The 24,789-nt window shown below is 65.5% G+C and carries 22 protein-coding genes and 1 tRNA gene; 15 read left to right on the forward strand and 8 right to left on the reverse strand.

Annotation, left to right across the window (positions count from 1 at the left end; all coding sequences use genetic code 11):
* The first annotated feature begins 7 nt into the window (after positions 1-7).
* Both hemDX and ABIC76_RS15115 read left to right on the forward strand, forming a co-directional pair.
* Complete coding sequence (hemDX, locus tag ABIC76_RS15110; RefSeq protein WP_354534461.1) at positions 8-2,122, forward strand: fused uroporphyrinogen-III synthase HemD/membrane protein HemX; 2,115 nt, start codon at positions 8-10, stop codon at positions 2,120-2,122.
* A gap of 2 nt (positions 2,123-2,124) precedes the next feature.
* A complete protein-coding gene (locus ABIC76_RS15115) occupies positions 2,125-3,318 on the forward strand; it encodes a heme biosynthesis protein HemY (protein WP_027680818.1) in 1,194 nt (397 codons plus the stop codon).
* 45 nt (positions 3,319-3,363) lie between these two features.
* On the opposite strand, the gene ABIC76_RS15120 is transcribed toward ABIC76_RS15115, so the two are convergent.
* The 3 genes from ABIC76_RS15120 to ABIC76_RS15130 all read right to left on the reverse strand — a co-directional run bounded on the left by ABIC76_RS15120 (position 3,364) and on the right by ABIC76_RS15130 (position 7,055).
* Positions 3,364-4,698, reverse strand: a complete 1,335-nt coding sequence (locus ABIC76_RS15120; RefSeq protein WP_354534462.1) for an MFS transporter — start codon at positions 4,696-4,698, stop codon at positions 3,364-3,366.
* Positions 4,699-4,820: 122 nt separating this feature from the next.
* A complete protein-coding gene (locus tag ABIC76_RS15125) occupies positions 4,821-5,579 on the reverse strand; it encodes an SDR family oxidoreductase (protein ID WP_004636373.1) in 759 nt (252 codons plus the stop codon).
* 39 nt (positions 5,580-5,618) lie between these two features.
* Positions 5,619-7,055, reverse strand: coding sequence for an aldehyde dehydrogenase family protein (locus ABIC76_RS15130; RefSeq protein WP_354534463.1), 1,437 nt, complete (start codon positions 7,053-7,055; stop codon positions 5,619-5,621).
* Between the two features lie 169 nt (positions 7,056-7,224).
* Between ABIC76_RS15130 and ppa the strand changes: the two genes are divergently transcribed.
* Together ppa and ABIC76_RS15140 are read left to right on the forward strand one after the other, a co-directional pair.
* Entirely contained in the window at positions 7,225-7,752 is a 528-nt protein-coding gene (ppa, locus tag ABIC76_RS15135) for an inorganic diphosphatase (RefSeq protein ID WP_009241241.1), read from the forward strand.
* A gap of 299 nt (positions 7,753-8,051) precedes the next feature.
* Positions 8,052-8,243 (forward strand): hypothetical protein, encoded by a 192-nt coding sequence (locus ABIC76_RS15140; protein WP_027680822.1) that lies wholly within the window; start codon positions 8,052-8,054, stop codon positions 8,241-8,243.
* 66 nt (positions 8,244-8,309) lie between these two features.
* Here ABIC76_RS15140 and ABIC76_RS15145 read toward each other — a convergent pair whose 3' ends face one another.
* Positions 8,310-9,542: a GNAT family N-acetyltransferase gene (locus ABIC76_RS15145; protein ID WP_354534464.1), complete on the reverse strand. Its 1,233-nt coding sequence runs from the start codon at positions 9,540-9,542 to the stop codon at positions 8,310-8,312.
* A gap of 55 nt (positions 9,543-9,597) precedes the next feature.
* Between ABIC76_RS15145 and ABIC76_RS15150 the strand changes: the two genes are divergently transcribed.
* From ABIC76_RS15150 to ABIC76_RS15160, 3 genes are read left to right on the forward strand one after another with little or no spacing between them, the layout of a single operon-like run.
* Positions 9,598-11,235 (forward strand): NAD+ synthase, encoded by a 1,638-nt coding sequence (locus ABIC76_RS15150; protein WP_354534465.1) that lies wholly within the window; start codon positions 9,598-9,600, stop codon positions 11,233-11,235.
* 9 nt (positions 11,236-11,244) lie between these two features.
* Entirely contained in the window at positions 11,245-11,871 is a 627-nt protein-coding gene (locus ABIC76_RS15155) for a class I SAM-dependent methyltransferase (RefSeq protein WP_206275018.1), read from the forward strand.
* Positions 11,872-11,885: 14 nt separating this feature from the next.
* A complete protein-coding gene (locus ABIC76_RS15160) occupies positions 11,886-12,224 on the forward strand; it encodes a P-II family nitrogen regulator (RefSeq protein ID WP_004631293.1) in 339 nt (112 codons plus the stop codon).
* Between the two features lie 43 nt (positions 12,225-12,267).
* Here the strand turns inward: ABIC76_RS15160 and ABIC76_RS15165 are convergent, their stop codons facing one another.
* From ABIC76_RS15165 to trxB, 3 genes are all read right to left on the reverse strand, one after another.
* Complete coding sequence (locus ABIC76_RS15165) at positions 12,268-12,891, reverse strand: trimeric intracellular cation channel family protein (RefSeq protein WP_037028273.1); 624 nt, start codon at positions 12,889-12,891, stop codon at positions 12,268-12,270.
* A gap of 22 nt (positions 12,892-12,913) precedes the next feature.
* Positions 12,914-13,579 (reverse strand): Smr/MutS family protein, encoded by a 666-nt coding sequence (locus tag ABIC76_RS15170; protein ID WP_027680827.1) that lies wholly within the window; start codon positions 13,577-13,579, stop codon positions 12,914-12,916.
* A 129-nt stretch (positions 13,580-13,708) separates the two neighbouring features.
* Entirely contained in the window at positions 13,709-14,665 is a 957-nt protein-coding gene (gene trxB, locus ABIC76_RS15175) for a thioredoxin-disulfide reductase (RefSeq protein ID WP_102066576.1), read from the reverse strand.
* A 219-nt stretch (positions 14,666-14,884) separates the two neighbouring features.
* Here trxB and ABIC76_RS15180 point away from each other — a divergent pair, with 219 nt between their 5' ends.
* From ABIC76_RS15180 to ABIC76_RS15190, 3 genes are all read left to right on the forward strand, one after another.
* A complete protein-coding gene (locus ABIC76_RS15180) occupies positions 14,885-17,230 on the forward strand; it encodes a DNA translocase FtsK (protein WP_102066575.1) in 2,346 nt (781 codons plus the stop codon).
* A 99-nt stretch (positions 17,231-17,329) separates the two neighbouring features.
* On the forward strand, positions 17,330-17,977 hold the full coding sequence (gene lolA / locus ABIC76_RS15185; RefSeq protein ID WP_354534466.1) for an outer membrane lipoprotein chaperone LolA: 648 nt from the start codon (positions 17,330-17,332) through the stop codon (positions 17,975-17,977).
* A gap of 46 nt (positions 17,978-18,023) precedes the next feature.
* On the forward strand, positions 18,024-18,449 hold the full coding sequence (locus ABIC76_RS15190; protein ID WP_102066574.1) for a hypothetical protein: 426 nt from the start codon (positions 18,024-18,026) through the stop codon (positions 18,447-18,449).
* 15 nt (positions 18,450-18,464) lie between these two features.
* On the opposite strand, the gene ABIC76_RS15195 is transcribed toward ABIC76_RS15190, so the two are convergent.
* Positions 18,465-19,361 (reverse strand): LysR family transcriptional regulator, encoded by an 897-nt coding sequence (locus ABIC76_RS15195; RefSeq protein ID WP_354534467.1) that lies wholly within the window; start codon positions 19,359-19,361, stop codon positions 18,465-18,467.
* 130 nt (positions 19,362-19,491) lie between these two features.
* On the opposite strand from ABIC76_RS15195, the gene speB reads away from it, so the two are divergent.
* The 5 genes from speB to ABIC76_RS15220 all read left to right on the forward strand — a co-directional run bounded on the left by speB (position 19,492) and on the right by ABIC76_RS15220 (position 24,748).
* A complete protein-coding gene (speB, locus tag ABIC76_RS15200) occupies positions 19,492-20,451 on the forward strand; it encodes an agmatinase (protein WP_354534468.1) in 960 nt (319 codons plus the stop codon).
* A gap of 30 nt (positions 20,452-20,481) precedes the next feature.
* On the forward strand, positions 20,482-21,786 hold the full coding sequence (locus tag ABIC76_RS15205; protein WP_354534469.1) for an MFS transporter: 1,305 nt from the start codon (positions 20,482-20,484) through the stop codon (positions 21,784-21,786).
* Positions 21,787-21,875: 89 nt separating this feature from the next.
* Complete coding sequence (locus ABIC76_RS15210) at positions 21,876-23,183, forward strand: replication-associated recombination protein A (protein WP_354534721.1); 1,308 nt, start codon at positions 21,876-21,878, stop codon at positions 23,181-23,183.
* 79 nt (positions 23,184-23,262) lie between these two features.
* Positions 23,263-24,579, forward strand: coding sequence for a serine--tRNA ligase (gene serS, locus ABIC76_RS15215; RefSeq protein ID WP_027680835.1), 1,317 nt, complete (start codon positions 23,263-23,265; stop codon positions 24,577-24,579).
* A gap of 79 nt (positions 24,580-24,658) precedes the next feature.
* Positions 24,659-24,748 (forward strand) — tRNA-Ser (locus ABIC76_RS15220).
* The last annotated feature ends 41 nt before the right edge of the window (positions 24,749-24,789 follow it).

A 24,789-nucleotide genomic window follows, 5' to 3' on the forward strand; every position in this document is an offset into this window, starting at 1 on the left:
GCCCGCCATGGACGACCACTTGCCACCGCGCTTGTCACCATCGTCGCCCGCATCCAGCACGCCGCCTGTTCAACCGGCACCCCCGCCCGTGGTGGTGGTCACGCGGCCGCGCGCGCAGGCGCCCATGCTGGTGGCGGCGCTTGAGCGCCACGGCATGCGCACGCACCAGTTCCCGCTGCTCGACATTGCGCCGACGCCCAATCTCGACGACTTGCGTGCCGCGCTGAGCGATCCTTCGCGCTATGCGCTGGTCGTGTTCGTGAGCCCGAACGCCGTGCAGCAGGCCTTTGCCGCCATGCCCGAAGGGTTTCGCTGGCCGCAGGAAGTGCCTGTGGCCGTGGTGGGCCCCGCGAGCGCACAGGCGCTTGCCACGCATGGGGTCGCGCCGCCCGCGCACCGCGTGATCAAGCCCGACACGCATGCCGACGATGCGCGCCAGGATTCCGAGGCGTTGTATGAGCGGCTGGATGTGCCTTCGCTCGGCGGTCGTGAGGTGCTGATCGTGCGCGGCAACGGTGGCCGTGAATGGCTGGCCGATCAACTGCGCGAAGCCGGTGCATCGGTCCGCACGGTGGAAGCCTACCGCCGCAGCGTTCCGGTGCCCGATGCTGCTGCGTGGCTCGCGTTGCGAGCGGTGCTGTCGGCCCGCCATGCCTGGACGCTCACCAGTTCGGAAGCCGTGCGCAATCTCGATGAGCTGGCTCGCGCGAATCTGTCGCCGGCCGATCTCGACACGCTGCATGGCGCGCCGTGCTTTGCTTCGCACGCCCGCATCGTCGAACAGGCCAAATCGCTGGGCTTTCGCGACGTGACGCTGACCGGCGCCGGCGACGACCGGCTGCTCGCCAGCGTGCTGGCCTGGGCCGGGCCGGTATCGGTGCCCGAGCATGGGTCGCCAGCGGCGCCGGCTGAATCAACCCCGTCTATTTCTTCTTCCACTGTGACGCAGACTCCCGTTCCCTCGTCCGCTCCCGCTTCGACATCCGCACCGGAATCCGCGCCGGCCGCCGCCACGCCCACGCCGGCCCCCGCGCCTGCAGCGTTTGCGCCCACCATGACGGTCAACCATGCGCCAGCCCGCGGCGGTTGGTTGATTTGGGTAGTCCTGGTGGCCATCGTGGCGGCGGTGGCCGCGCTGCAGGTGCGCAATGAGCGCCTTGCACGCGAGATCCGCCAGCACGCCCAAACGAACGAGGCGCTGGCGCAGGAGATGCGCGTGCTATCGCGTGCGGATCAGGATTCGGTTTCCCAACTGCAACAGAAGTTCGGTGCGCTGGATGCCCGTACCGCGGAAACGCGCGATCGCCAGGCTGCCCTGGAGCAGGCCAATCAAGACCTCCTGCGCAACCGCGACGACTGGCAGCGCGCCGAGATCCAGCGTTCGCTGGAAGTCACCGCCGAGCAGTTGCAACTGACGGGCAACGTCGCGGGCGCACTGGCAGCGCTGCAAACGGTCGATGCGCGCCTGGCCACGCTCGACAAACCGCAGTTCAACGCGGTGCGCCGCGCGGTATCGCGCGACATCGCCAAGCTCAAGTCGATGCCGTCGTTTGATCTGGCCGGTGCCGCGCTGCGATTGGACGACGCCATCAACGCGGTCGATACGCTGCCGCTCGTCTCGTCGGCCCAGCCGCTGGAGGCGGAACAGGCTGCGCAGGCGCCGCATGCTGCCGCGAAATCCACGAAAAATGCCAAGGCGCAGGCTGCGTCGGCACCCGTGGCATCGACGCCGCCAAACGCCGGATGGTCTGCTGGCGTACGCGCCTGGTGGGGCCGCTTGTGGAATGACGTGCGCGGCGAACTCGGCCAGATTGTGCAGGTCCGCCGCGTCGATCAGACCGAGGCGCTGCTGCTGTCTTCCGACCAAGCGTGGTTCCTGCGCGAAAACCTCAAGCTGCGCCTGATGAATGCGCGCCTAGCGCTGCTCTCGCGCAATGACGCCGTATTCCGCGCCGATCTCGGTCGCGCCGATACGCTGCTCGCGCGTTACTTCGATACGCAGTCTTCGCGCGTGACCACCGTGCAGAACCAGCTGGCACAGGTGCGCGCGATGGTGGGCACGCTGCAGGTGCCGACGCTGGCCGACAGCCTTGCCGCCGTGCGCGGTTCGGGCAAGGAGTGACCATGCGCTGGGTATTCTGGGTCGCGCTCCTGTTTGCCGCCGCTGTCGGGCTGGCGCTGTTTACTGAACTCAATCTGAGCAACGTCGTGCTGTTTTATCCGCCTTACCGGGTGGAGATGTCGCTCAACTTCGTACTGGCCGCGCTGCTGGCGACCTTCGTGGTGCTGCATCTGGTGATGCGTCTTTTCCACCATGTGGCGGGTATGCCGGCACGTGCTGCGGCGTATCGCGAGCGCAACCGCATCCTGAAGGCATCCGCCGCGCTGCGCGAAGCGATGGAAAGCCTGTTTGCCGGACGCTTCGGCCATGCGGAGCGCCAGGCGCGAGAAGCCCAGGCCTGGGAGCCGCAGCGCGAGACGGCCGCACTGATCGGCGCGCGTGCCGCACACCGCATGCAGGAAACCGAACGCCGCGACGCGTGGATGGCGGAAGTCGCCTCGCCCGATCGTGAGCAGGCGAAGCTCGTGTCGATGGCGGAATTGCTGGTCGATGCGCGCGATGCCGAAGGCGCGCTGGAGAAGATCGCGCAATTGCAATCGCAGGGTTCGCGGCAGATTCAGGCGCAGCGCATTGCACTGCGCGCGCATCAGCATCTGAAGAATTGGGGCGAGGTGCTGCGCCTCACGCGCGCACTGGAAAAGCGCAACGCGATCCATTCGGTGCTGGCCGCGCGTCTTAAGCAGATGGCGTGTGAAACGCTGCTGGCCGAGCGCCGCCACGATGCCGATGCCCTCAACGGCTTCTGGCGGGAGCTGACCACGGAGGAGCGCCGCTCGCCGCGCATCGCTTCGCAGGCGGCGCTGTATTTTGCGCAGCTTGGTCGCACGGATGACGCCAAACGCATCGTCGAAGACGGCTTGAAGGCGCATTGGGATGGCCGTCTGATCCGCCGTTACGCTGATTGCGCCGTGCCGGGCAAGGCACTGCCGCTGATCCAGCAAGCCGAGAAATGGCTCGGCCAGCATCCGGTGGATGCCGACCTGTTCTACACGCTCGGCATGTTGTGCTTCAAGGAGCAGCTCTGGGGCAAGGCGCAGTCGAGCCTGGAATCGGCGCTGAAGTATGCCGATGCAGATCATTCCGGCAACTTGCGCGCCCATGCGCACCTGGCGCTCGCCCAGATGTTCGAGCAGACGGAGCGGATGGAAGACGCCCAGCGACACTATCGGCAAAGCGCCTTGCTTGCCGTGAAATGAAAAAGGCCGGGGTGACCCGGCCTCTTTTCTTGCGGGTGACGGCGCTTATTTGTTCACCATCCGCGCCGGCACGGAAAGCGTGAGAACTGCGCCCAGCACCATCGATGCGGCCAGCATGTACATGCCCGAATCGGTACTCTGCGTCGCGTCTTTCAGCCAGCCGACGGCGTAGGGGCTCAGGAAGCCCGCGAGGTTGCCCAGCGAGTTGATCAGCGCAATGCCCGCGGCAGCGCCGGTGCCCGCCAGGAAGGCGGTCGGTAGGCTCCAGAACAGCGGCAACGTGGTGAGGATGCCCATGGTGCCGAGTGTGAGCGCGGCCATGGCCAGTGTGGTATCGGCGTGCCAGACGGCCGACAGCACGAGCCCCACCGCGCCCACCACTGCCGGAATCGCGATGTGCCAGCGGCGCTCGCGCAGGCGATCGGCGCTGCGGGCCACCAAGACCATCGCGACGACGGCCGCGCCGTACGGAATCGCCGTCAGCAAGCCCACTGAGAACGGATCGGCCACGCCGGTCTGCTTGATCAGGGTGGGCAGCCAGAAGCTCACGCCATACAGGCCCATCACAAAGGTGAAGTAAATCAGGCTCATCAGCCATACGCGCGGGCTGGCCAGGACGGTGCCGATGGGCGGGTCTTCCTTGTCGGCGTCTTCCGTGGCGATGTTGCGGGCGAGCAGCGCCTTCTCTTCGTCGGTCAGCCACTTCGCGTGGGTGATGCGGTCGTCCAGATACGCCAGCACGAAGATGCCGACGATGATCGACGGAATGCCTTCGATCAGGAACATCCACTGCCAGCCGGCCAAGCCGTACACGCCGGCAAACGCCTTCATCGCCCAGCCCGAGATGGGGCCGCCGATCACGCCCGACAGTGCAATCGCCGTCATGAAGAAGGTGGTGGTGCGCCCGCGCCGCTGCGCCGGATACCAGTACGTGAGGTACAGGATGATGCCCGGGAAGAAGCCGGCTTCTGCCAGCCCCAGGAGGAAACGCATGACGTAGAACATGGCCGGCGTGGTCACGAACATCATGGCTGCCGAGATCACGCCCCACGAGATCATGATCCGCGCGATCCAGATGCGCGCGCCCACGCGGTGCAGGATCACGTTGCTCGGCACTTCAAAGAGGAAGTAGCCGATGAAGAAGATGCCGGCGCCCAGGCCGTAGATGGTCTCGCTGAACTTGAGGTCGTTCAGCATCTGCAGCTTGGCAAAGCCCACGTTGACGCGGTCGAGGTACGCGACCACGTAGCACAGCAGCAGGAACGGAACCAGGCGCCACGTCACCTTGCGGTAGGTGGCCTCTTCAAATGCGCTGGCGGACTGAGGCGGCAGCGTGCCTGCGCCGCCGACCGGTGAGGTGGGTGGGGTGGTGATGGCCATCGGGTCTCCAGAGTTATTGTGAGTTCAGGCCGAGTGCTCCTCGTTACCTACCTCGGCCTGGAAAACCGCCACAGCATTCTGCGCTTCTCGGGCGGGCGCGCCAAGACGCCCGCCGGCAGGGTTTATACGCAGCGCCCGCCGTCCACTTCCAGGCAGGCGCCGGTAATGAACTCGGCCTCGTCCGACGCCAGATACAGGCAGGCGTTGGCCACATCCTGCGGCGTGGACAGCCGCCCCATCGGGATCGTCGCCAGGAAGCGCGCGCGGTTCTCGGGCGTATCGGGTACGCCCATGAACTGCTCGATGAGGCCCGTTGCGCCCATCACCGGGTTCACGCAGTTCACGCGGATCTTGTCCGGGCCCAGCTCGGCTGCCATCGCCTTGCTGGCCGTGATGACGGCGCCCTTGCTGGCGTTGTACCAGACCAGTCCCGGCCGCGGCCGGATGCCCGCCGTGGACGCCACATTGACGAACACGCCGCCGCCGCGCTCCCGGAAGTGCGGGACGATGTGATGCGCCGTCCAGTAAATGCTCTTCACGTTGACGGCCATCACGCGGTCGAACTCGTCTTCGGTGATCTGCAGCAGCGGCTTGTTCTTGTGCGTGGTGCCGGCGTTGTTCACGACGATGTGCAGATCGCCATAGCGCGCCAGCGTGGCGCCCAGCAGCTTGGCAACGGAATCGCCATTCGAGACATCGGCCTGCACGAAGTGCGCATCGCCGCCGGCCACGCGGATGGCACTGGCCACGCGTTCACCGGCCTCCGCATTCAGGTCGTTGACGACGACGCGCGCGCCTTCGCGGGCAAAGGTGTTGGCGATGCCCTCGCCAAACCCTGAACCCGCACCCGTGACGATGGCAATCTTGCCGGCAAGCCGCATGGTGTCTCCTCGTGTTGTGGGTGGATGTTGCGTTGTGCCTTAGCCGTGGCGGATGGCGATGGTCTTGAGCGTGGTGAAGCCGTAGAGCGCTTCGAAGCCCTTTTCGCGCCCGTGGCCCGATTGGCCCGTTCCGCCGAAGGGCAGTTCAACGCCGCCGCCCGCGCCGTAGTTGTTGATGAAGACCTGGCCGGCCCTGAGCTTGCGTGCAAGGCGCATCTGGCGGCCGCCGTCGTTCGTCCACACGCCGGCTACCAGGCCGTAAGGGGTGCCGTTGGCCAGGGCCAGCGCTTCGGCTTCGGTGTCGAACGGCATGGCGGCCAGCAGCGGGCCGAACACTTCCTGCTGCGCGAGGCGGTGCGTGTGCGGCACATCGCGCAGCAGCATCGGTGCCTGGTAATAGCCGGTCTCGGGCGCTTCGGGCACCACCTGGCCCTGCGCCATCACCGGAATGTTGGCGTGCTGCGCATCCGAGACGAAATCCCACACGCGCTGCTGCTGCTTGGGGTTGATGAGCGGGCCGCAATCCAGGTCCAGCGACGACGGGCCGACCCTGATGGATTCGAACACCATGGCCAGCCGGTCCAGCATCGCCTCGTACACGCTGCGCTCGATCAGCACGCGGCTGCCGGCAGAGCATGTCTGCCCGGCGTTCTGGATGATGCCGTTCACCACGGCCGGAATGGCCGCTTCCAGATCGGCGTCAGCAAATACGATCTGTGGGGATTTGCCGCCCAGCTCCAGCGTGACGGGCACGTGGTTTTCCGCCGCCACGCGCACAATCGCCTTACCCGTTTCTGGCGAGCCCGTGAACGACACATGGTTGACCCCGGGATGCGCCGCCAGAGCCGCACCGGCTTCGTGGCCATAGCCGGTGACGATGTTGAGTGCGCCATCGGGCAGGCCGGCTTCGGCCGCCAGTTCGGCCACGCGCAACACCGACAGGCACGCATCTTCCGCCGGCTTGACCACGCACGCGTTGCCGGCCGCCAATGCAGCGCCCACGCTGCGCCCGAAAATCTGCATCGGGTAGTTCCACGGGATGATGTGCGCGGTCACGCCATGCGGCTCGCGCACGGTCAGCACGGTGGTATCAGCCGAATAGGGGATGGTCTGTCCGTGCAGCTTGTCGGCCGCGCCGGCGTAGAACTCGAAGTAGCGCGCCACGGCGCGGGCATCGGCGCGCGCCTGGCGCATAGGCTTGCCGGTGTCGCGGGCTTCTAGGCGGGCCAGTTCTTCTTCGTGATCGGCCAGGCGCAGGGCTACGCGCATGAGCACGCGGCCGCGCTCGGCCGGCGCCAACTGGCCCCACACGCCTTCGAACGCGCGCCGCGCGGCATGCACGGCCACGTTGATATCGGTGGCGTTGCCGCGCGCAATCTCGGCAAAGGACTGGCCGTCGGACGGATCGAACACCTTGATGCGCATCCCCGAATCGGGCGACATCAGACGGTTGGCGATGAAGTGCTGGGCATGCATGGGGGGTTCCTGCAAAAGATCGGCAACGCGCGATTTTCGCACGCGCGCGCGCCGGGTAGGGCAAGCGGCCGGGTGTGAGGGGCTATAATGCCCGCCGACAGTTTTTTACGCTTCTTTCCAACCATTTGCGTCGCGTTTTTACGCACTTCGCGCATTCCGGAGCATTTTCATGAGCTTCAACAACGTCTCGCCGGGCAAGGACATCCCCAACGACTTCAACGTCATCATCGAGATCCCGGCGCAGAGCGACCCGGTCAAGTACGAAGCCGACAAGGAAACCGGCCTGCTGTTCGTGGACCGCTTCGTTGGGACCGGCATGCGCTATCCGGCGAACTACGGCTTCATCCCGCAGACGCTGTCGGGCGATGGCGACCCGGTGGACGTGCTGGTTGTCACGCCGTTCCCCCTCATCCACGGTTGCGTGGTGCGCTGCCGTGCCCTGGGCATGCTGAAGATGACGGACGAATCCGGCGTGGACGCCAAGCTGGTTGCCGTGCCTGTCAACAAGCTGAGCCCGGCGACGGCCCACGTGACCGATCTGTCGGACATCGGCCAGAACCTGCTGGACCAGATCAAGCACTTCTTCGAGCACTACAAGGCGCTGGAAGCCGGCAAGTGGGTCAAGGTCGAAGGCTGGGGCGGGATTGAAGAAGCCCACAAGGAAATCGCCGACGGCGTTGCCAACTATAAGAAGTAAGCTTTTTTAGGATTTCGCCGTACGGCGTGTCTGACAAATCCCGGCCTCCGGATGGAGCGCCGGGATTTTTTCTTTGCAAGTCGCGATCGGCCTGACGCGTCTTGGTTGGCCAACTCGCGTCAGATCGCCATCTCCGCGCGGTGTCGGTGTTCTATGTGTTTCGTGATCATTTTCATGAGATTCGCATACTTACCGTCCGGTAGTTCTGCTACACAGAGATTTAAGAAACACTCATTTGCCCACCGGAAACGACCCCTCTAGACTCCCCGTCAAGTTTGACTCCAACCCCTGGTACTGCGATGTTGAACAAGACTGTTGTCGTTCCCGTGCTGTCCGCTGTGGCCATGGCTGCATTCACCGTGTGGGCGTTGCTGGTGGGTCCGCCGGACGCAGCCCACGCTGGCGAGCGTGCTGTCGCCTCGGCCTCCATGGCTGTTGATTCGAACGCCGCACATTGCGTGATTGCTCAGCAGAAACCTGCCGCGCACTAAGCTTGGCCCCCGCGTCCGCCGTTCGTGCGGACGCTGTCTTTTCCCGCCTTCGCTGTTTTCCCGCCGCTAGTCCGATTCCAGCCGTTGCTTGAACGGCGAGCGGTCCGTCAGTTCGTCCAGATACGCTTCCATGCCGGCCGTTTCGCGGTCAAGGAACCTGCCCACTGCATCGGCAAATGCAGGGTGCGCCAGCCAGTGCGCCGACAGCGTTGCCACGGGCTCGAAGCCGCGTGCCATCTTGTGTTCGCCTTGCGCGCCACCTTCGAACGTGCGGATGCCGTGCGCGATGCAGTACGTCAGCGGCTGGTAATACGCCGTCTCGAAGTGCAGGCAGGGGTGATGCTCGATCGCGCCCCAGTAACGGCCGTACATGACCGACGTCTCGGGGCGCATGTCGATCACCAGCAGCGCGCTGGCGATATCGTTGCCATCGCGCGAGGCGATTACCAGCAGGAGGTTTTCCGGCATCGTGCGGCCAATCTGGCGGAAAAACTCCAGGTTCAGATACGGCGACGAGTGATGCTCGCGGTAGGTGGTGCGGTAACACCGGTGGAAGAAGCGCCAGTCCGCGTCCGTCGCGGCTGCGCCGGGCACGTGGCGGAAGGTGATGCCTGCGTCGTGCACGCGCCGGCGCTCGGCACGGATGTTCTTGCGCTTCTTCTGTTCCAGCGCGGCCAGAAAGTCCTCGAAGCTGGCAAAGCCCGGATTGCACCAGTGGAACTGCACGCCCTGTCGCAGCAGCATGCCGGCGCCGCGCAGTTGCTCAGCTTCATCAACGGTGGGAAACAGCACATGCAGCGATGACAACTCGCTCTGCCGCGCCACCGCCAGCATTGTGTCGACGAGCGCCGCGCGTGCAGCCGCATCCCGCGCCAGCAAGCGCGCACCCTGCACCGGCGTAAACGGCACAGCGGACAGCCATTTCGGGTAGTACTCCAGCCCGTGCTGCGCATACGCATTGGCCCACGCCCAATCGAAGACGTACTCCCCGTAGGAGTGGCCCTTCACGTACAGCGGCACGGCCGCCGCCAGCACTTCGCCGTCGGGGCCGTCTTGCCACAGCGTCAGGTATTGCGGCGACCACCCGGTGTCAGGCGACGCGCTGCCGCTCTCATGCAGGGCGTGCAGGAAATGGAAGCGCAGAAAAGGCGTCGCTTCGGGCTGCAGGGCAAGCAGGGCATCCCAAGCGTCGCGGCCGATGTCGCGCAGATCGGTCACAAGTCGCGTGCGATAATTGGCCAATTCGTGTCGCGAACCAGCGCGCGCTTGAGGCTCGGGAACAAGGGGGCGAGAGGTCATGCCGCCGATTCTAATTCCAGCTTCGACTGGCGCGCTTGCAATCCATATTGCCCCCATGACCGTCTCTGTCGCTCTCGCCCAGATCAACTGCACCGTCGGCGATTTCGCCGGCAATGCTGCCCGCATCGTCGCCGCCGCGCGCGAAGCGCACCAGGCTGGTGCGCGCATTCTCCTCACGCCGGAACTGTCGCTCACGGGCTATCCGCCCGAAGATCTGCTGCTGCGTCCGGCGTTTATTGATGCCAGTGCGCGCGCGCTTGACGCGCTCATCGCCGAACTGGCGGCCTTCCCGGGTTTGCACGTGCTCATCGGGCACCCGCAACTCTCGCTGGAGGCACCGGCGCCCGGCGTGCTGCCCAAGCCGACCAACAGCGCGACGGTGGCCGTGGATGGCCGCGTGGTCGGCCGGTACAACAAGCTCGAACTGCCCAACAACGAGGTCTTCGACGAGAAGCGCTACTTCCAGCCCGGCACCGAGCCGTTTGTGTTCGAAGTGGACGGCACGCGCTTCGGCGTCGTCATCTGCGAAGACGCCTGGTATGCCACCGCCACGGCTTACGCCAAGGCAGCCGGCGCGCAGGTGGTGCTGATCCCGAACGCGTCGCCGTATCACCTCGACAAGGAAGACCTGCGCGAGCGGATCATCGGCGCGCGCGTGAAGGAATCGGGCTTGCCGCATGTATATGCGAACCTGGTCGGGGGGCAAGACGAATTGGTGTTCGACGGGGGCTCGTTCGTGCTCGACGCCGAAGGCAACGTCGTCGTGCGGATGGGGCAGTTTGTCGAGGGCGTCGGCTACGTGCAGTTCGACGGTGGACGCGCGTTGCCGGGCACGGTCGTGCCGGAGGCGCCGCTGGAGGCCCAGGTGTATGAGGCGCTCAAGCTGGGCGTGCGCGATTACCTCGGCAAGAACGGCTTCCCGGGCGCGATCATCGGCTTGTCGGGCGGTGTCGATTCAGCGTTGGTGCTGGCGATTGCCGTCGATGCGCTGGGCGCCGATCGCGTGCGCGCGGTGATGATGCCCTCGCGTTACACGGCGGATATCTCGTGGCTCGACGCCCGCGACATGGCGGCCCGCCTGGGCGTGCAGTACGACGAAATCGCCATTAGCCCGATGTTCGACGCATTCAAGGGCGCGCTGGCGGAGGAGTTCCGCGGGCTGCCGGAAGATGCGACGGAAGAGAACATCCAGGCGCGCATTCGCGGCACGCTGCTGATGGCGCTGTCGAACAAGAGCGGCCGGATCGTGCTGACCACCGGCAACAAGAGTGAAATGGCCGTCGGCTACTGCACGCTGTACGGCGACATGGCCGGCGGTTTTGCCGTCATCAAGGACATCTTCAAGACGCTGGTCTATCGCCTGTGCCGCTACCGCAATGCGTTGTCGGAAGTGATTCCGGAGCGCATCCTGACGCGCGCGCCGTCGGCCGAGCTGCGTGAAAACCAGACCGACCAGGACAGCCTGCCCGAATACGATGCGCTCGACGCCATCGTGCAGCGCTACATGGAGCAGAACCAGCCGGTGGCCGACATCATCGCGGCCGGCTTTGCCGAGGCCGATGTGCAGAAGATCGTGCGTCTCATCAAGATCAACGAATACAAGCGGCGTCAGGCGCCGGTGGGCATTCGCGTGACGCAGCGGGCGTTCGGGCGCGACTGGCGGTATCCGATCACGTCACGCTTCAAGGAATAAGTCGCCGCCATGCTCGACTACTACGCCAAACGTGCCCCCGAATACGAGCGCATCTATACGAAGCCCGAGCGGCAGGGCGATTTGGCGTGGTTGAAGGCACGCGTGCGCGACGTGACACGCGGCGCGCGGGTGCTGGATCTGGCGTGCGGTACCGGTTTTTGGACCGAGGCGATGACCGACGCGCGCAGCATCGTCGGCGCCGATTACAACGACACCGTCCTGCGCATTGCGCGCGGCAAGGGCATCGCCGGAGCGTCGTTCGTGCGCGCCGACAACGATGCGCTGCCGTTCGCGCCGGGCGCCTTCGACGTGATGACGGCTGGCTGCTGGTGGTCGCATGTGCCGCTGCAACACCTGCGCCGGCACGTTGAAGGGTTGCACCGCGCCTTGGGGCCCGGCGTGCGGGTGCTGTGGTTCGATAACCAGTATGTGTTTGGCTCGAGCACGCCCATTGCCTACAACGACGAACATGGCAACACGTGGCAGCGTCGCCCCCTGCGTGACGGCAGCGAGCACGACGTACTGAAGAATTTTCCCGACGATCCGACGCTGCTGCAGACGGTGTCCGGCATCGCCCGGGATGTGCGCATTAACCGGCTCCAGTATTATTGGACGCTTGAATACTTCACCAACTAGTGAGCGAGACACCCATGAAACAAATCACCGCCATCATCAAGCCCTTCAAACTGGACGAAGTGCGCGAGTCGCTCGCCGACGTGGGGGTGACCGGCCTGACTGTCACCGAGGTCAAGGGTTTCGGCCGTCAGAAGGGCCACACCGAGCTGTATCGCGGTGCGGAATACGTGGTCGACTTCCTGCCGAAGATCAAGATCGAGGTGGTGGTGGCCGAAAGCCAGGTCGAAAACGTGATCGACACGATCGTCAAAGCCGCCAAGACCGGCAAGATCGGCGACGGCAAGATCTTCGTGATGCCGGTGGAGCAGGTGATCCGCATCCGCACCGGCGAGAAGGACGAAGCCGCGGTCTGAAGCCGCCGCCTGTGGCCGGCGCGCTCGCGCCGGTCGGCGTTGGTCAACGCGGCAGGGTGATGTTCCAGCGCAGCGTCACCAGCCGCCCGATCACGATCGCCAGCGTGGCGATCACCACGGACACGCTCGGCAGCAAGTCCGTGTGCGTCAGCCCGACGTAGAGGAAGCACCCGAGAAACGCGCACGTTGCGTACGGGTGATTGTCCCGCAGCAGCATGGGCACTTCATTGCAGACCACATCGCGCAGCAGGCCGCCAAAGGCCGCCGTGATCACGCCCATCATCACCGACACGAAGACCGGCACGCCCGCATCGAGCGCCAGCTGCGTGCCCAGCACGCCAAAGAGCCCCAAGCCGATGGCGTCGGCCACGATCAGCACGCGGTCGGACACCAGCTGGCTCACCAGCCGGATCACCCAATTGGCAAACAGGCTCATCACGAACAGCGCGAGCAGGTATTGCTCGTGCTCGATCCAGTAGAAGGGCCGCCGATCCAGCAACAGATCGCGCAGCGTGCCGCCTCCAAACGCGGTCAGGAAGGCGACGATGAACGCGCCCACGGCATCGAGGCGTCGCCGTTTGGCCTCGGCCAGCCCCGAGATGGCAAACGAGAAGACCGCGAGGATCTCCACCCAGTGCATCACCAGCTGCAGGCGTGTTACGTGCATGTGTGTGCTGTCCGACTGCGCATCAGGAGCCGTACGGCTGGCGCAGCAGCACGAGCACGGCGCCCGCGCCGCCCGCCGTGTTGCGCGGCTCGACGAAGGCGATGACTTCTTCCTTCTGTACCAGCCACGAACGCACCTTGCCCTTGAGCACGGGCGTTTTGTCGGGCGAGCCGAGGCCCTTGCCGTGGATCACGCGCACGCAGCGGATGCCGCGCTGCACGGCACGGCGCAGGAAGGCGGCCAATGCCTCGCGGGCTTCTTCGCGGCGCATGCCGTGCAGGTCGATCTGGTCTTGCGTGGCCCACTCGCCGCGGCGCAGCTTCTTGAGCACGTCGTCGCCGATGCCCGGGCGACGGTAGGACAGCGTGTCGTCGGTTTCGAGCAAGTTGTCGACATCGAATTCATCCGACAGGGAATCGCGCAGGACGGTCTGCTCTTCGGCGCGCGAATGCACAGGGTCCGGCGCGGGCGGATTGCGCGGATGTTCCACGCGCTTGTTCTGGCGCAGGGCGCTCACCTCGCCGATGCTGGCACGGAACACGTTGGCTTCTTCTGCGGCCTTGCGTGCGGCGGCTTCGGCGCGCTGGCGTTCGGCTTCGCGTGCCTCCGTCTCGTGTTTGAGCTGGTCACGCAAGCCGGCCAGGTCGGTCAGGCTGAGCTTGTTGGCGGAGGAAGAAGCGCGTTTCATGGTGAAGGGCGGGCGAGCACGTCGGGGGGAGCGTCTATCGATTATACGAAGGCGCCGCACATGGCAAAACGGCCGATGGTTACCCATCGGCCGCGTTGTCTGCGCCCGGGAAACCCGGGGCGGTGAAGCTTATTCCAGGCTTTCCAGATAGCGCTGGGCGTCCAGCGCGGCCATGCAGCCCGTGCCGGCGCTGGTGATGGCCTGGCGGTAGATGTGGTCCTGCACGTCGCCGGCGGCGAACACGCCCGGGATGTTGGTGGCCGTGGCCATGCCGTCCAGGCCGCTCTTCGTGCGGATGTAGCCCGTGTCGTTCATGTCGAGCTGGCCGCGGAAGATGTCGGTGTTCGGCTTGTGGCCGATGGCGATGAACACGCCAGCCACCTTGACCTCTTCGACCTTGCCTTCGTTCTCGTTCGTGCCCTTCAGGCGGGCGCCCGTCACGCCGGAGTCGTCGCCCAGGATCTCGTCGAGCACCATGTTGGTCTTGATCTCGATCTTGCCTTTCTTCTCCTGCTCATGCAGGCGGTCGATCAGGATCGGCTCGGCGCGGAACTTGTCGCGGCGGTGGATGAGCGTGACCTTGCTGGCGATGTTGGCCAGGTACAGCGCTTCTTCCACGGCGGTGTTGCCGCCGCCCACCACGGCCACTTCCTGGCCCTTGTAGAAGAAGCCGTCGCACGTTGCGCACGCAGACACGCCGCGGCCCGCAAACTTCTCCTCCGACGGCAGGCCCAGGTATTGGGCCGAAGCGCCGGTCGAGACGATCAGCGCGTCGCAGGTGTATTCGCCGGAATCGCCTACCAGGCGGATCGGCTTTTCCGTCAGATGCGCGGTGTGGATGTGGTCGAACAGCACTTCGGTCTTGAAACGCTCGGCGTGCTCCAGGAAGCGCTGCATCAATTCGGGGCCTTGCAGGTGTTCCTTGTCAGCGGGCCAGTTTTCCACGTCGGTGGTGGTCATGAGTTGGCCGCCCTGCGCCAGACCGGTGACCAGCACCGGGTTCAGGTTGGCCCGGGCAGCGTAAATCGCGGCCGTGTAGCCAGCGGGGCCGGAGCCAAGGATCAGCACTTTTGCGTGTTTTGCCATGATGCGTTCTGAGTGTGCGCGGCACGAGGGGTAGAGCGCCGCCGTGCAGGCTAGGTGAGGGTGATGGGCGCCATTATAAAGTGGCACCCCCTCGTCCGCCCGGTTGTAAATTCCAATGGCGGTGATAGGGCCGCGTTACAATCCTTGGCATCGTATTTGTGCTGTCCCAAGCCGCGTGGCCTTGTCCAAGCGGTACATCCGTCTCTCCGCGTCCCCCGCATGGCTCGAGCTTCCACCACTCCGACAACCCGCACTGATCCATCCGCACTGCCGTCCCGCATTGGGCGGCTGCTGGGGGAGGTCCGCTGGTTCCTGTTGCTGGCGGTGACCATCGCCTTCCTGATCATTCTTCTGTCATACAACCGGGCCGACCCCGGTTTCACGCACGCCAGCCAGGTCGACGAAATCCGCAACCTGGGCGGTCGCGTGGGCGCGTGGCTGGCCGATCTGCTGCTGTTTGTCTTTGGCGCGTCCGCCTACTGGTGGGCGGTGCTGCTGGTGCGCAAGGTCTGGCGCGGCTGGCGCGAGCTGATGTCGGACGAACGCCTGCCGCGCACGGCCATGCCGCGCGTGGATGCCAGTGTCACGTGGATCGGCTTTGCGCTGATCCTGGCCTCCAGCATGGGTCTGGAAGCCATTCGCATGTACTCGCTGCACATGAAGCTGCCGCGCGCGCCTGGCGGCGTGCTGGGCGATGTGATCGGCGGGGCGGTGCAGCATTCGCTGGGCTTTACCGGCGGCACGCTGGCGCTGCTGTTTGCGTTCCTGGTGGGGCTGTCGCTGTTCTTCCATTTCTCGTGGCTGAACCTGGCCGAGCAGATCGGCGCAGGCGTCGAGATGCTGTTCGTCGGCTTCAAGACACGCCGCGAGAGCAAGCAGGACCGGGCCATCGGCGAGGCGGCCAAGGTCGAGCGCGAAGAGGTGGTCGAAACACGCCGCGTGCGCATTGAAGAATCGCCGCCGGTGCAGATCGTGCGCCCGACCGCCGTGGTCAAGAGCGAGCGCGTGGAGCGCGAGAAGCAGCAGCCGCTGTTCGTTGATATTCACGATTCCGACCTGCCGCCGCTGGCGCTGCTCGATCCGATTCCGCCGGTTGTCGAAACCGTGAGCGCCGAGACGCTGGAATTCACCTCGCGCCTGATCGAGAAGAAGCTTAAGGATTTCGGCGTGGAAGTGCAGGTGGTGGCGGCCTATCCGGGCCCGGTCATCACGCGCTACGAAATCGAGCCCGCCACTGGGGTGAAGGGCAGCCAGATCGTCAACCTGGCCAAAGACTTGGCGCGTTCGCTGTCGCTGGTGTCGATCCGCGTGGTGGAGACGATTCCGGGCAAGAACTACATGGGCCTGGAGCTGCCGAACCCCAAGCGCCAGGCCGTGCGCCTGTCGGAGATTCTCGGTTCGCAGGTCTACAACGAGAGCGCATCGCAGCTCACGCTGGCGCTGGGCAAGGACATCGCCGGCAAGCCGGTGGTGGCGGATCTCGCCAAGATGCCGCACTGCATGGTGGCCGGCACCACGGGTTCCGGTAAGTCGGTCGGCATCAACGCGATGATCCTGTCGCTGCTGTACAAGGCGAAGGCCGACGCGGTGCGCCTCATCCTGATCGACCCGAAGATGCTGGAGCTGAGCATCTACGAAGGCATTCCGCACCTGCTGTGCCCGGTCGTGACCGACATGCGCCAGGCCGGCCATGCGCTCAACTGGGCCGTGGGCGAAATGGAGCGCCGCTACAAGCTCATGAGCAAGATGGGCGTGCGGAACCTGGCCGGCTTCAACAAGAAGATCGAAGAAGCCGCCGCGCGCGAAGAAAAGATTCCCAACCCGTTCAGCCTCACGCCCGACGCGCCGGAGCCGCTCGACAAGCTGCCGATGATCGTCATCGTGATCGACGAACTGGCCGACCTCATGATGGTGGTCGGCAAGAAGGTCGAAGAGCTGATCGCGCGGATTGCGCAGAAGGCGCGTGCGGCCGGCATCCACCTGGTGCTGGCGACGCAGCGTCCGTCGGTGGACGTGATCACGGGCCTGATCAAGGCCAACGTGCCGACGCGGATTGCGTTCCAGGTCAGCAGCAAGATCGACTCGCGCACCATCCTGGACCAGCAGGGCGCCGAAGCGCTGCTCGGCATGGGCGACATGCTGTACCTGGCGCCCGGCACCGGGTTGCCGGTGCGCGTGCACGGCGCGTTCGTGTCGGACGACGAAGTGCATCGCGTGGTCGACAACCTCAAGGCGCAGGGCGAGCCGAACTACATCGAAGGCATTCTCGAAGGCGGCGTGGCCGATGGCGAGGGCGGTGGCGATGGTTTTGGTGGCGGCGCTGGCCTTGTCGGTGCGGGCGGCGGCGAGGCCGATCCGCTGTATGACCAGGCGGTCGACGTGGTGCTCAAGAACCGCCGCGCGTCGATCTCGCTGGTGCAGCGTCACCTGCGCATCGGCTACAACCGCGCCGCGCGCCTGCTCGAAGACATGGAAAAGGCGGGGCTCGTGTCCGCCATGTCGGGTAACGGCAACCGCGAAATCCTGGCGCCCAACCGCAACGGCAACGTCGTCGAAGAGGAATGACGCTGCCCGCATTTTGCGGTTACATCGCGTTACCGCGCGGGCGGAATGTTCCGGCGCGGCCGGCCACTAACAACAAGATCAACTGAAACCGGGATTCCTATGTTTGTGTTGAAAGCACGTCACCTGATGGCCACCGGGCTGGTCTCGCTGGCGGCATGGTCTGCCGGCGCCTATGCAGGCGCAGTCGAACAGCTCAACGCGTTCGTGAGCAATGTCAGCACCGCGCGCGGCGAGTTCGTGCAGCGGCAAGTGAAGGGCGGCACCAACGGCAGCCCGCTGCGCGTGGCCGGGACGTCCAACGGCGATTTCGTTTTCTCGCGCCCGGGGCGCTTCGTCTGGCGCTATGTGAAGCCCTACGAACAGCAGCTCTCGGCCGACGGCCAGACGCTCTACATCTTCGACAAGGACCTGAACCAGATCACGGAGCGCAAGCTCGATGCGTCGCTGGGCTCCAGCCCGGCCGCCATCCTGTTCGGCAGCAACGATCTGGCGAAGAATTTCACGCTCAAGGAAGGTGGTACCAAGGACGGCATCGACTGGGCCGAACTCACCCCCAAGGCCAAGGACACCCAGTTCGAGCGCATCGCCATCGGTTTTCGCAGCGGCGAGCTGCAGGGGATGGAGCTGCGTGACGCCTTCGGGAACACCACCCTGCTGACGTTCTCGAACATCCAGAAGAATCCGCAACTGCCGGCCAACGTGTTCCGCTTTACGCCGCCCAAAGGGGCCGACGTCATCAAGCAATGACGCGTGGAGGCCGGCGCCGTTGCTGTCCTAGACCAGGAGACCGACCATGCCTTTGCCGTTCACCACGTCGCTGCACCGAGCCGCCGCTGTTGTCGCTGCGGCGTCAGCGGCGGTTGTGTTTGCGGGATGCGCCTCCACGGGTGCGTCCCGTTTTGATGTCGATTCGTTCCTCACCGCGCCAGACACGGTGCTGGCCGAGGCCTTGGTCAACAAGGATTTCCTGCACGCGACCGAACTGCCTAACGCCGAGTGCAGTGCCTTGGTGAAAGGCCACGCCGGGCAGGTCGTGCCGATCCAGGCGCCGGTTGATCCGCGTCTGCCAGAGGCTTCGGCGCGTCAGCCGTTCGTGATTCAGCCGCCGGCCAGCGAGAACGTCTGGCTGCTGCTGCGCGCGTCCAACGGCACGCAGTCGTGCCATGGGCCGCTGCCGGCCAAGGCGTTCATGGGATTGGTGCAGCGCGCGTCGAACTGACAGCTTGCGCGTCTTCTACGCGTGGGCCGCTTTCATGTCGGCAATGAAGGCGGCCAGTAGATCATTGCGCCGGGCATCGCGGCGCACCACCATGTCGAACGGCACCTCGTAGCGCATGGCAGCGGGTGCCAGCGGCGTCAACAAGCCCTGGGCCACATAGGGCGCCGCAAAGTGCTGCGGCAGGTAACCCAGGTGCCGGCCGGACAGCACCAGCATTGCCACCGCTTCCATGTTGTCTGCCACCGCAGTCACGGGCCGCTCGGCCGGCGACCCCGCCGCTTCCGGCAGCGGATAGCTGCGCCACGCCCACGCGTGCGAGAGTGCCCGCGCGGGCGTCACGTCCTCAGCCTTGCTGAACAGCGGATGGCCGCGCCCCGCATACGCAAGCTGCGTCTCGTGGAAGATCGTCGTGTAGTCCAGCGCCGGCACGCGGTGCCAGAAATAGCCGATCGCCATATGGATCTTGTTGTCGAGCAGCAGTCCTTCCAGCTCCCCGGGCGGGCGTACCGAGACCGTGAAATGCACGGATTCATCGCGTTGCCGAAAGCGCTCGATGGCCTGGCTGATGCGCGCATTCGCATTGACGGGCGCATGGCCGATCAAGCCGAGATTCAGCGTGCCGACCAGCGTGCGGCCCACTTTGCGAGCCTCTGCACTGAAGACGTCGAGTGCGCCCAGCAGCTTGCGTGCGGAATCGACGAAGCGTTCGCCGCGCGCGGTGAGCCGGAAGCCGCTGCGGCCGCGCTCGCATAGCCGGTAGCCCAGTCGCGTTTCGAGCGTGGACAGCTGCGTGCTGATGGTGGACTGCCCTACGTTCAGCGTTGCCTGGGCAGGCGTGATGCCGCCCGCGTCGACCACGGCGAGAAATACGCGGATCAGTCGCAGATCAAGATCGGAAGCTTGTCCCAGCACGGTCGATACATCGATTTATGTCGATGTTTGATTCGGAGATTTCGCATTCTACGTGCGAAATCCATCGGCAAGAATGCAGTGTATTGACACTACTTACATCGCCTCGGGACGATGTGACCATGCGACTGCCATGAACGACCGCGCCGATCTCTTCCAGCCCGCTTCGGGCAACGCCATGCCGCGTTTTGGCGGCATTGCCACCATGATGCGGCTGCCTGCCGCCACGTCTGCCGCCGGGCTGGACGCCTGCTTTGTCGGCGTGCCGTTCGACCTCGGCACGTCCAACCGCAACGGCGCGCGGCTGGGGCCCCGGCAGATCCGCGCAGAATCCGTCCTCCTGCGGCCGTACAACATGGCCACGCGCGCTGCGCCGTTCGACTCGCTGCGCGTGGCCGACATCGGCGACGTGCCGACCAACCCATACAACCTGCATGACTCGATCGCGCGCATTGAGGCGGCTTACCGGGAGATCATCGCCGGCGGATGCCGCCCGATCGGCCTGGGCGGCGACCACACCGTCACGCTCCCCATCCTGCGCGCGATGCACGCCAAGTACGGCCGCATCGGCCTGATCCACGTGGACGCGCATGCCGACGTCAACGACACGATGTTCGGCGAGAAGATCGCGCACGGCACGCCATTTCGCCGCGCGGTGGAAGAGGGCTTGCTCGATTGCAACCGCGTCGTGCAGATCGGCCTGCGCGGCACCGGCTACGCGGCCGAGGATTTCGACTGGTGCCGTGAACAGGGCTTTCGCGTGGTGACCGCCGAGGAATGCTGGCACCACTCGCTCGCGCCGCTCATGGCAGAGGTGCGCGCTCGCGTGCAGGGCGGGCCGGTCTACATCAGCTTCGACATCGACGGGATCGACCCGGCCTATGCGCCGGGTACCGGCACGCCGGAGATTGGCGGCCTGACCGTGCCCCAGGCGCTGGAGATCGTGCGCGGTGCGTGCGGTCTCGACATCGTGGGCGCTGATCTCGTCGAAGTGTCCCCGCCATACGACCCGTTCGGGACGACGGCGTTGCTCGGCGCGAACCTGGCGTTCGAGATGCTGTGCGTGCTGCCCGGCGTCGAATACCGCGCCTGACCCGACACCATAAGAACGCAGAGGAGACCCATGCAGGCAACCCAATCGACCCGACAGCCGCGCCGTGCGGCGATGGCATCGTTCATTGGCACCACGATCGAGTGGTACGACTTTTACAGCTACGCCACGGCGGCTGCGCTTGTCTTCGGGCCGCTGTTCTTCCCGGGAGAGAACCGCCTGCTGGGGTTGCTGGCCTCGTTCGGGTCGTTCGCCATCGGCTTCCTCGCCCGGCCCATCGGCGGTGTGCTGTTCGGCCGCATCGGCGACAAGCTCGGCCGCAAGCGCGCGCTCATGGGTACGCTTACCCTCATGGCCGTTGCCACCGTGCTGATCGGTTGTCTGCCCACCTATGCGCAGGCCGGATGGATTGCGCCGGTCGCGCTGGTCGCGTTGCGTGTGCTGCAAGGCATTGCCGTGGGTGGCGAGTGGGGCGGCGCGGTGCTGTTGGCCGGCGAGCATGCGCCGAGAGGCCGGCGTACGTTCTTCGCCTCGTTCGCGCAGCTTGGCAGCGCCGGTGGCCTGATCCTGTCGATGCTGGCCTTTTCCGCCGTCAGCCGGCTCGAGCCGGAGGCCTTCATGGCGTGGGGCTGGCGCTTGCCCTTCCTGGCGAGTGCGGTGTTGCTGGCCGTGGGTTTTGTGATCCGCATGTCGGTCAACGAATCGCCGGAATTCGAGGCGATGCAGGCCTCCGGCGACGTGGCGAAGCGGCCGCTGGCGGAGGCACTCAAGGCCTGGCCGCTGATCGCGCTGGCCATTGGCGCCAACGTGTACGGCATCGCGGGCGTGTACTTCAGCAACATCTTCATGATTTCGTATGCCACGCAGTACCTGCAGCTGGATCGCGCGATGATTCTCGACTGCATGTTCTGGGTGGCCCTGCTGCAGTTCTTCGTGCAGCTTGGTGCGGCCACGCTGGCCGACCGTTTCGGAACGCGCCGCATGCTGGTCATCCTCGCAGCCTTCGCGGTGGTCGTGCCGTTCATCATGCTCCCGCTGGTCCGCATGGGCGAGGCGCATACCGTGTTTGCAGGGGTGGCCATCGCAACGCTGGCCGAGTCCGGCTACTACGCGATCATCGCGGGCTTCGTCAGCGGCATGTTTGCCGCGCGCATCCGCTACACGGCGATCTCGTTGTCGTATCAGGTGTGCGGGGCCTTTGCGGGTGGCCTGACACCGCTGCTTGCCACGGTGCTGGCTGATCGTTTCTTCCCGCTGTGGTGGCCGATGGCGATCTTCTATGCCGGTTTTGCGGCGCCGTCGCTGATCTGCGTGCTTTTGATCGGCCGGAGCAGGCCGGCCGCAGAGGCGCCGGCGTTGGACGCACGAGCCGCCTGACGTTGCCGGGGAAGCGGCCGGCGGGCGGATTCTGCGACAATCTCCGCATGAACGCTTCCGCATCTCTCTTCCCGGACGCGCCCGCCCACATGCCGCTGGCCGAGCGCCTCCGCCCCCGTTCCGCCGACGATGTGATCGGCCAGCAGCATCTGCTGGGGCCGGGCAAGCCGCTGCGCGTCGCCTTCGCCTCCGGCGAGCCGCATTCGATGATCCTCTGGGGGCCGCCCGGCGTCGGGAAGACCACGCTGGCGCGGCTGATGGCCAATGCGTTTGACGCAGAATTCATCGCGCTGTCCGCCGTGCTCTCGGGCGTCAAGGACATCCGCGAGGCCGTCGAGCGCGCGGAGCAGTTTCGCGCCAATGGCCGCCGCACGCTCGTCTTCGTCGACGAGGTCCATCGCTTCAACAAAAGTCAGCAGGACGCCTTCCTGCCGCACGTGGAAAGCGGGCTGTTCACCTTTATCGGCGCGACGACGGAAAACCCCTCGTTCGAAGTGAACGGCGCGTTGCTGTCGCGTGCCGCGGTGTACGTGCTCAAGAGCCTGTCCGACGACGAGCTGAAGCAGCTGGCCGAACGCGCACGCCAGGAGCTGGGCGGGCTGGAGTGGACGCCCGCCGCACTCGACGCCATCGTCGCGTCGGCCGACGGCGATGGCCGCAAGCTGCTCAACAACGTGGAGATCGTCACCCGCGCTGCGCGTGCGCAGGCCGAGGGCGATACCGTTCCGGTGATCGACGAGGCGCTGCTGGCCTCCGCGCTGTCGGAAAACCTGCGCCGCTTCGACAAGGGCGGCGACGCCTTCTACGACCAGATCAGCGCGCTGCACAAGTCCGTGCGCGGCTCCGATCCGGACGGCGCGCTGTACTGGTTCTGCCGCATGCTCGATGGCGGCGCAGACCCGCGCTATCTCGCGCGCCGCATCGTGCGCATGGCGTGGGAAGACATCGGCCTGGCGGACCCGCGCGCCGGGCGCATCACGCTCGACGCCGCGGAAACGTACGAACGCCTGGGCTCGCCGGAAGGGGAACTGGCGCTGGCCCAGGCGGTGATCTACCTGGCCATCGCGCCCAAGTCGAACGCCGGCTACAACGCCTACAACGCGGCGCGCGCTTTCGTCAGCCAGGACAAGTCGCGCAACGTGCCCGTGCATCTGCGCAATGCGCCGACCAAGCTGATGAAGGAACTCGGCTACGGCCATGCCTACCGCTACGCGCATGACGAGCCCGAGGCCTACGCTGCCGGCGAAACCTACTTCCCCGACGATTTGCCGCCGCAGAACTGGTACGTGCCGACGCCGCGCGGCCTGGAAGGCAAGATTGGCGAGAAACTGCGGCACCTGCGCGAGCTGGATGCGCAGTGGCACGCCGAGCAGGACCAATCCTCCCGTAACAAATAGGCCCCACGGCCGGTACGATAAAATCGGCGTTTTCGATCGTTCAGATCGCTTGCCATCTTCGGTTTCCTTTTTCCCCACCATGCTTGATATCCAACTGCTGCGCAAAGACATCGACGCCGTCGCCGCGCGCCTCAAAGATCGCGGCTACGTGCTCGACGTGGCCGGCTTTGCCGCGCTCGAAGCGGAACGCAAGGCCATCCAGACCCGCACCGAAGAGCTGCAGGCCCGCCGCAACAGCCTGTCCAAGCAGATCGGCATGCTCAAGGGCAAGGGCGAGGACGCATCGGGCGTGATGGCCGAGGTGTCGGGCATCGGCGACGAGCTGAAGGCGTCTGCCGCGCAACTCGACGTGGTGCAGGCGAAGTTGCAGGAGCTGATGCTGTCGATCCCGAACCTGCCGCACGAAAGCGTGCCGGCTGGCCGCGACGAGACGCAGAACGTGGAGGTACGCCGCGAAGGCACGCCGCGCACGTTCGACTTCCCCGTCAAGGATCACGTGGACCTGGGCGCCGCGCTGGGGCTGGATTTCGATGCGGGCGCCAAGCTGTCGGGCGCGCGATTCACCGTCCTGAAAGGGCAGGTGGCGCGTCTGCATCGCGCACTCGCGCAATTCATGCTCGACACGCACACGCTTGAGCACGGCTACACCGAAGCGTACGTGCCGTACATCGTCAACGCTGCGTCGATGCGCGGTACGGGCCAGTTGCCGAAGTTCGAGGAAGACCTGTTCCGCGTGCCGCGCAAGATGGGGCACAGCGCCGAAGGCGAAGACGGCGAGCGCGTCGAGAATTTCTACCTGATCCCGACCGCCGAAGTGCCGCTCACGAACCTCGTGCGCGATGAGATCGTGGCCGCCGATGCGCTGCCGATGATGTTCGCGGCGCATTCGCCGTGCTTCCGCTCCGAAGCCGGCTCGTACGGCAAGGACACGCGCGGCATGATCCGCCAGCATCAATTCGACAAGGTCGAGATGGTGCAGATCGTGCAGCCCCACACGTCGTTCGACGCGCTGGAAGCCATGACGAACGCCGCGGAGAACATCCTGCGCAAGCTGGAGCTGCCGTTCCGCACCGTCGTGCTGTGCACCGGCGACATGGGTTTCGGCAGCACCAAGACGTACGACATCGAGGTGTGGATCCCGGCGCAGAACACGTACCGCGAAATCAGCTCGTGCTCGAACATGGGCGACTTCCAGGCGCGCCGCATGCAAGCGCGTTTCCGCAACGCGCAGGGCAAGCCGGAACTGGTCCACACGCTCAACGGTTCGGGCCTCGCCGTGGGCCGTACGCTGGTGGCCGTGCTGGAGAACTACCAGAACGCGGATGGCTCGGTCACGGTGCCGACGGTGCTGCGCCCGTATCTGGGCGGCCAGGAAGTGCTGAAACCGGCAGTTTGATCAGTTGTACCGACCCTCTTGATCAGGTCGGAAAATTTTTGTTATACTCGCGGTTTCGCGATTCAGCGACCCAGTTACCGGAGAGGTGGCAGAGTGGTCGAATGTACCTGACTCGAAATCAGGCGTACCGGCGACGGTACCGTGGGTTCGAATCCCACCCTCTCCGCCAGCAGTAGCAAAAGCCCCTTGGTTTTACGACCAAGGGGCTTT

It is taken from the genome of Ralstonia sp. 1138 (genome assembly GCF_040544795.1).
Lineage (GTDB): Bacteria > Pseudomonadota > Gammaproteobacteria > Burkholderiales > Burkholderiaceae > Ralstonia > Ralstonia flatus.

Bases quoted from the DNA above. Each gene is read 5' to 3' on its own strand.
- hemDX (WP_354534461.1), top strand. From the start codon at position 8: ATGGACGACCACTTGCCACCGCGCTTGTCACCATCGTCGCCCGCATCC.
- ABIC76_RS15115 (WP_027680818.1), top strand. From the start codon at position 2,125: ATGCGCTGGGTATTCTGGGTCGCGCTCCTGTTTGCCGCCGCTGTCGGG.
- ABIC76_RS15120 (WP_354534462.1), bottom strand. From the start codon at position 4,698: ATGGCCATCACCACCCCACCCACCTCACCGGTCGGCGGCGCAGGCACG.
- ABIC76_RS15125 (WP_004636373.1), bottom strand. From the start codon at position 5,579: ATGCGGCTTGCCGGCAAGATTGCCATCGTCACGGGTGCGGGTTCAGGG.
- ABIC76_RS15130 (WP_354534463.1), bottom strand. From the start codon at position 7,055: ATGCATGCCCAGCACTTCATCGCCAACCGTCTGATGTCGCCCGATTCG.
- ppa (WP_009241241.1), top strand. From the start codon at position 7,225: ATGAGCTTCAACAACGTCTCGCCGGGCAAGGACATCCCCAACGACTTC.
- ABIC76_RS15140 (WP_027680822.1), top strand. From the start codon at position 8,052: ATGTTGAACAAGACTGTTGTCGTTCCCGTGCTGTCCGCTGTGGCCATG.
- ABIC76_RS15145 (WP_354534464.1), bottom strand. From the start codon at position 9,542: ATGACCTCTCGCCCCCTTGTTCCCGAGCCTCAAGCGCGCGCTGGTTCG.
- ABIC76_RS15150 (WP_354534465.1), top strand. From the start codon at position 9,598: ATGACCGTCTCTGTCGCTCTCGCCCAGATCAACTGCACCGTCGGCGAT.
- ABIC76_RS15155 (WP_206275018.1), top strand. From the start codon at position 11,245: ATGCTCGACTACTACGCCAAACGTGCCCCCGAATACGAGCGCATCTAT.
- ABIC76_RS15160 (WP_004631293.1), top strand. From the start codon at position 11,886: ATGAAACAAATCACCGCCATCATCAAGCCCTTCAAACTGGACGAAGTG.
- ABIC76_RS15165 (WP_037028273.1), bottom strand. From the start codon at position 12,891: ATGCACGTAACACGCCTGCAGCTGGTGATGCACTGGGTGGAGATCCTC.
- ABIC76_RS15170 (WP_027680827.1), bottom strand. From the start codon at position 13,579: ATGAAACGCGCTTCTTCCTCCGCCAACAAGCTCAGCCTGACCGACCTG.
- trxB (WP_102066576.1), bottom strand. From the start codon at position 14,665: ATGGCAAAACACGCAAAAGTGCTGATCCTTGGCTCCGGCCCCGCTGGC.
- ABIC76_RS15180 (WP_102066575.1), top strand. From the start codon at position 14,885: ATGGCTCGAGCTTCCACCACTCCGACAACCCGCACTGATCCATCCGCA.
- lolA (WP_354534466.1), top strand. From the start codon at position 17,330: ATGTTTGTGTTGAAAGCACGTCACCTGATGGCCACCGGGCTGGTCTCG.
- ABIC76_RS15190 (WP_102066574.1), top strand. From the start codon at position 18,024: ATGCCTTTGCCGTTCACCACGTCGCTGCACCGAGCCGCCGCTGTTGTC.
- speB (WP_354534468.1), top strand. From the start codon at position 19,492: ATGAACGACCGCGCCGATCTCTTCCAGCCCGCTTCGGGCAACGCCATG.
- ABIC76_RS15205 (WP_354534469.1), top strand. From the start codon at position 20,482: ATGCAGGCAACCCAATCGACCCGACAGCCGCGCCGTGCGGCGATGGCA.
- ABIC76_RS15210 (WP_354534721.1), top strand. From the start codon at position 21,876: ATGCCGCTGGCCGAGCGCCTCCGCCCCCGTTCCGCCGACGATGTGATC.
- serS (WP_027680835.1), top strand. From the start codon at position 23,263: ATGCTTGATATCCAACTGCTGCGCAAAGACATCGACGCCGTCGCCGCG.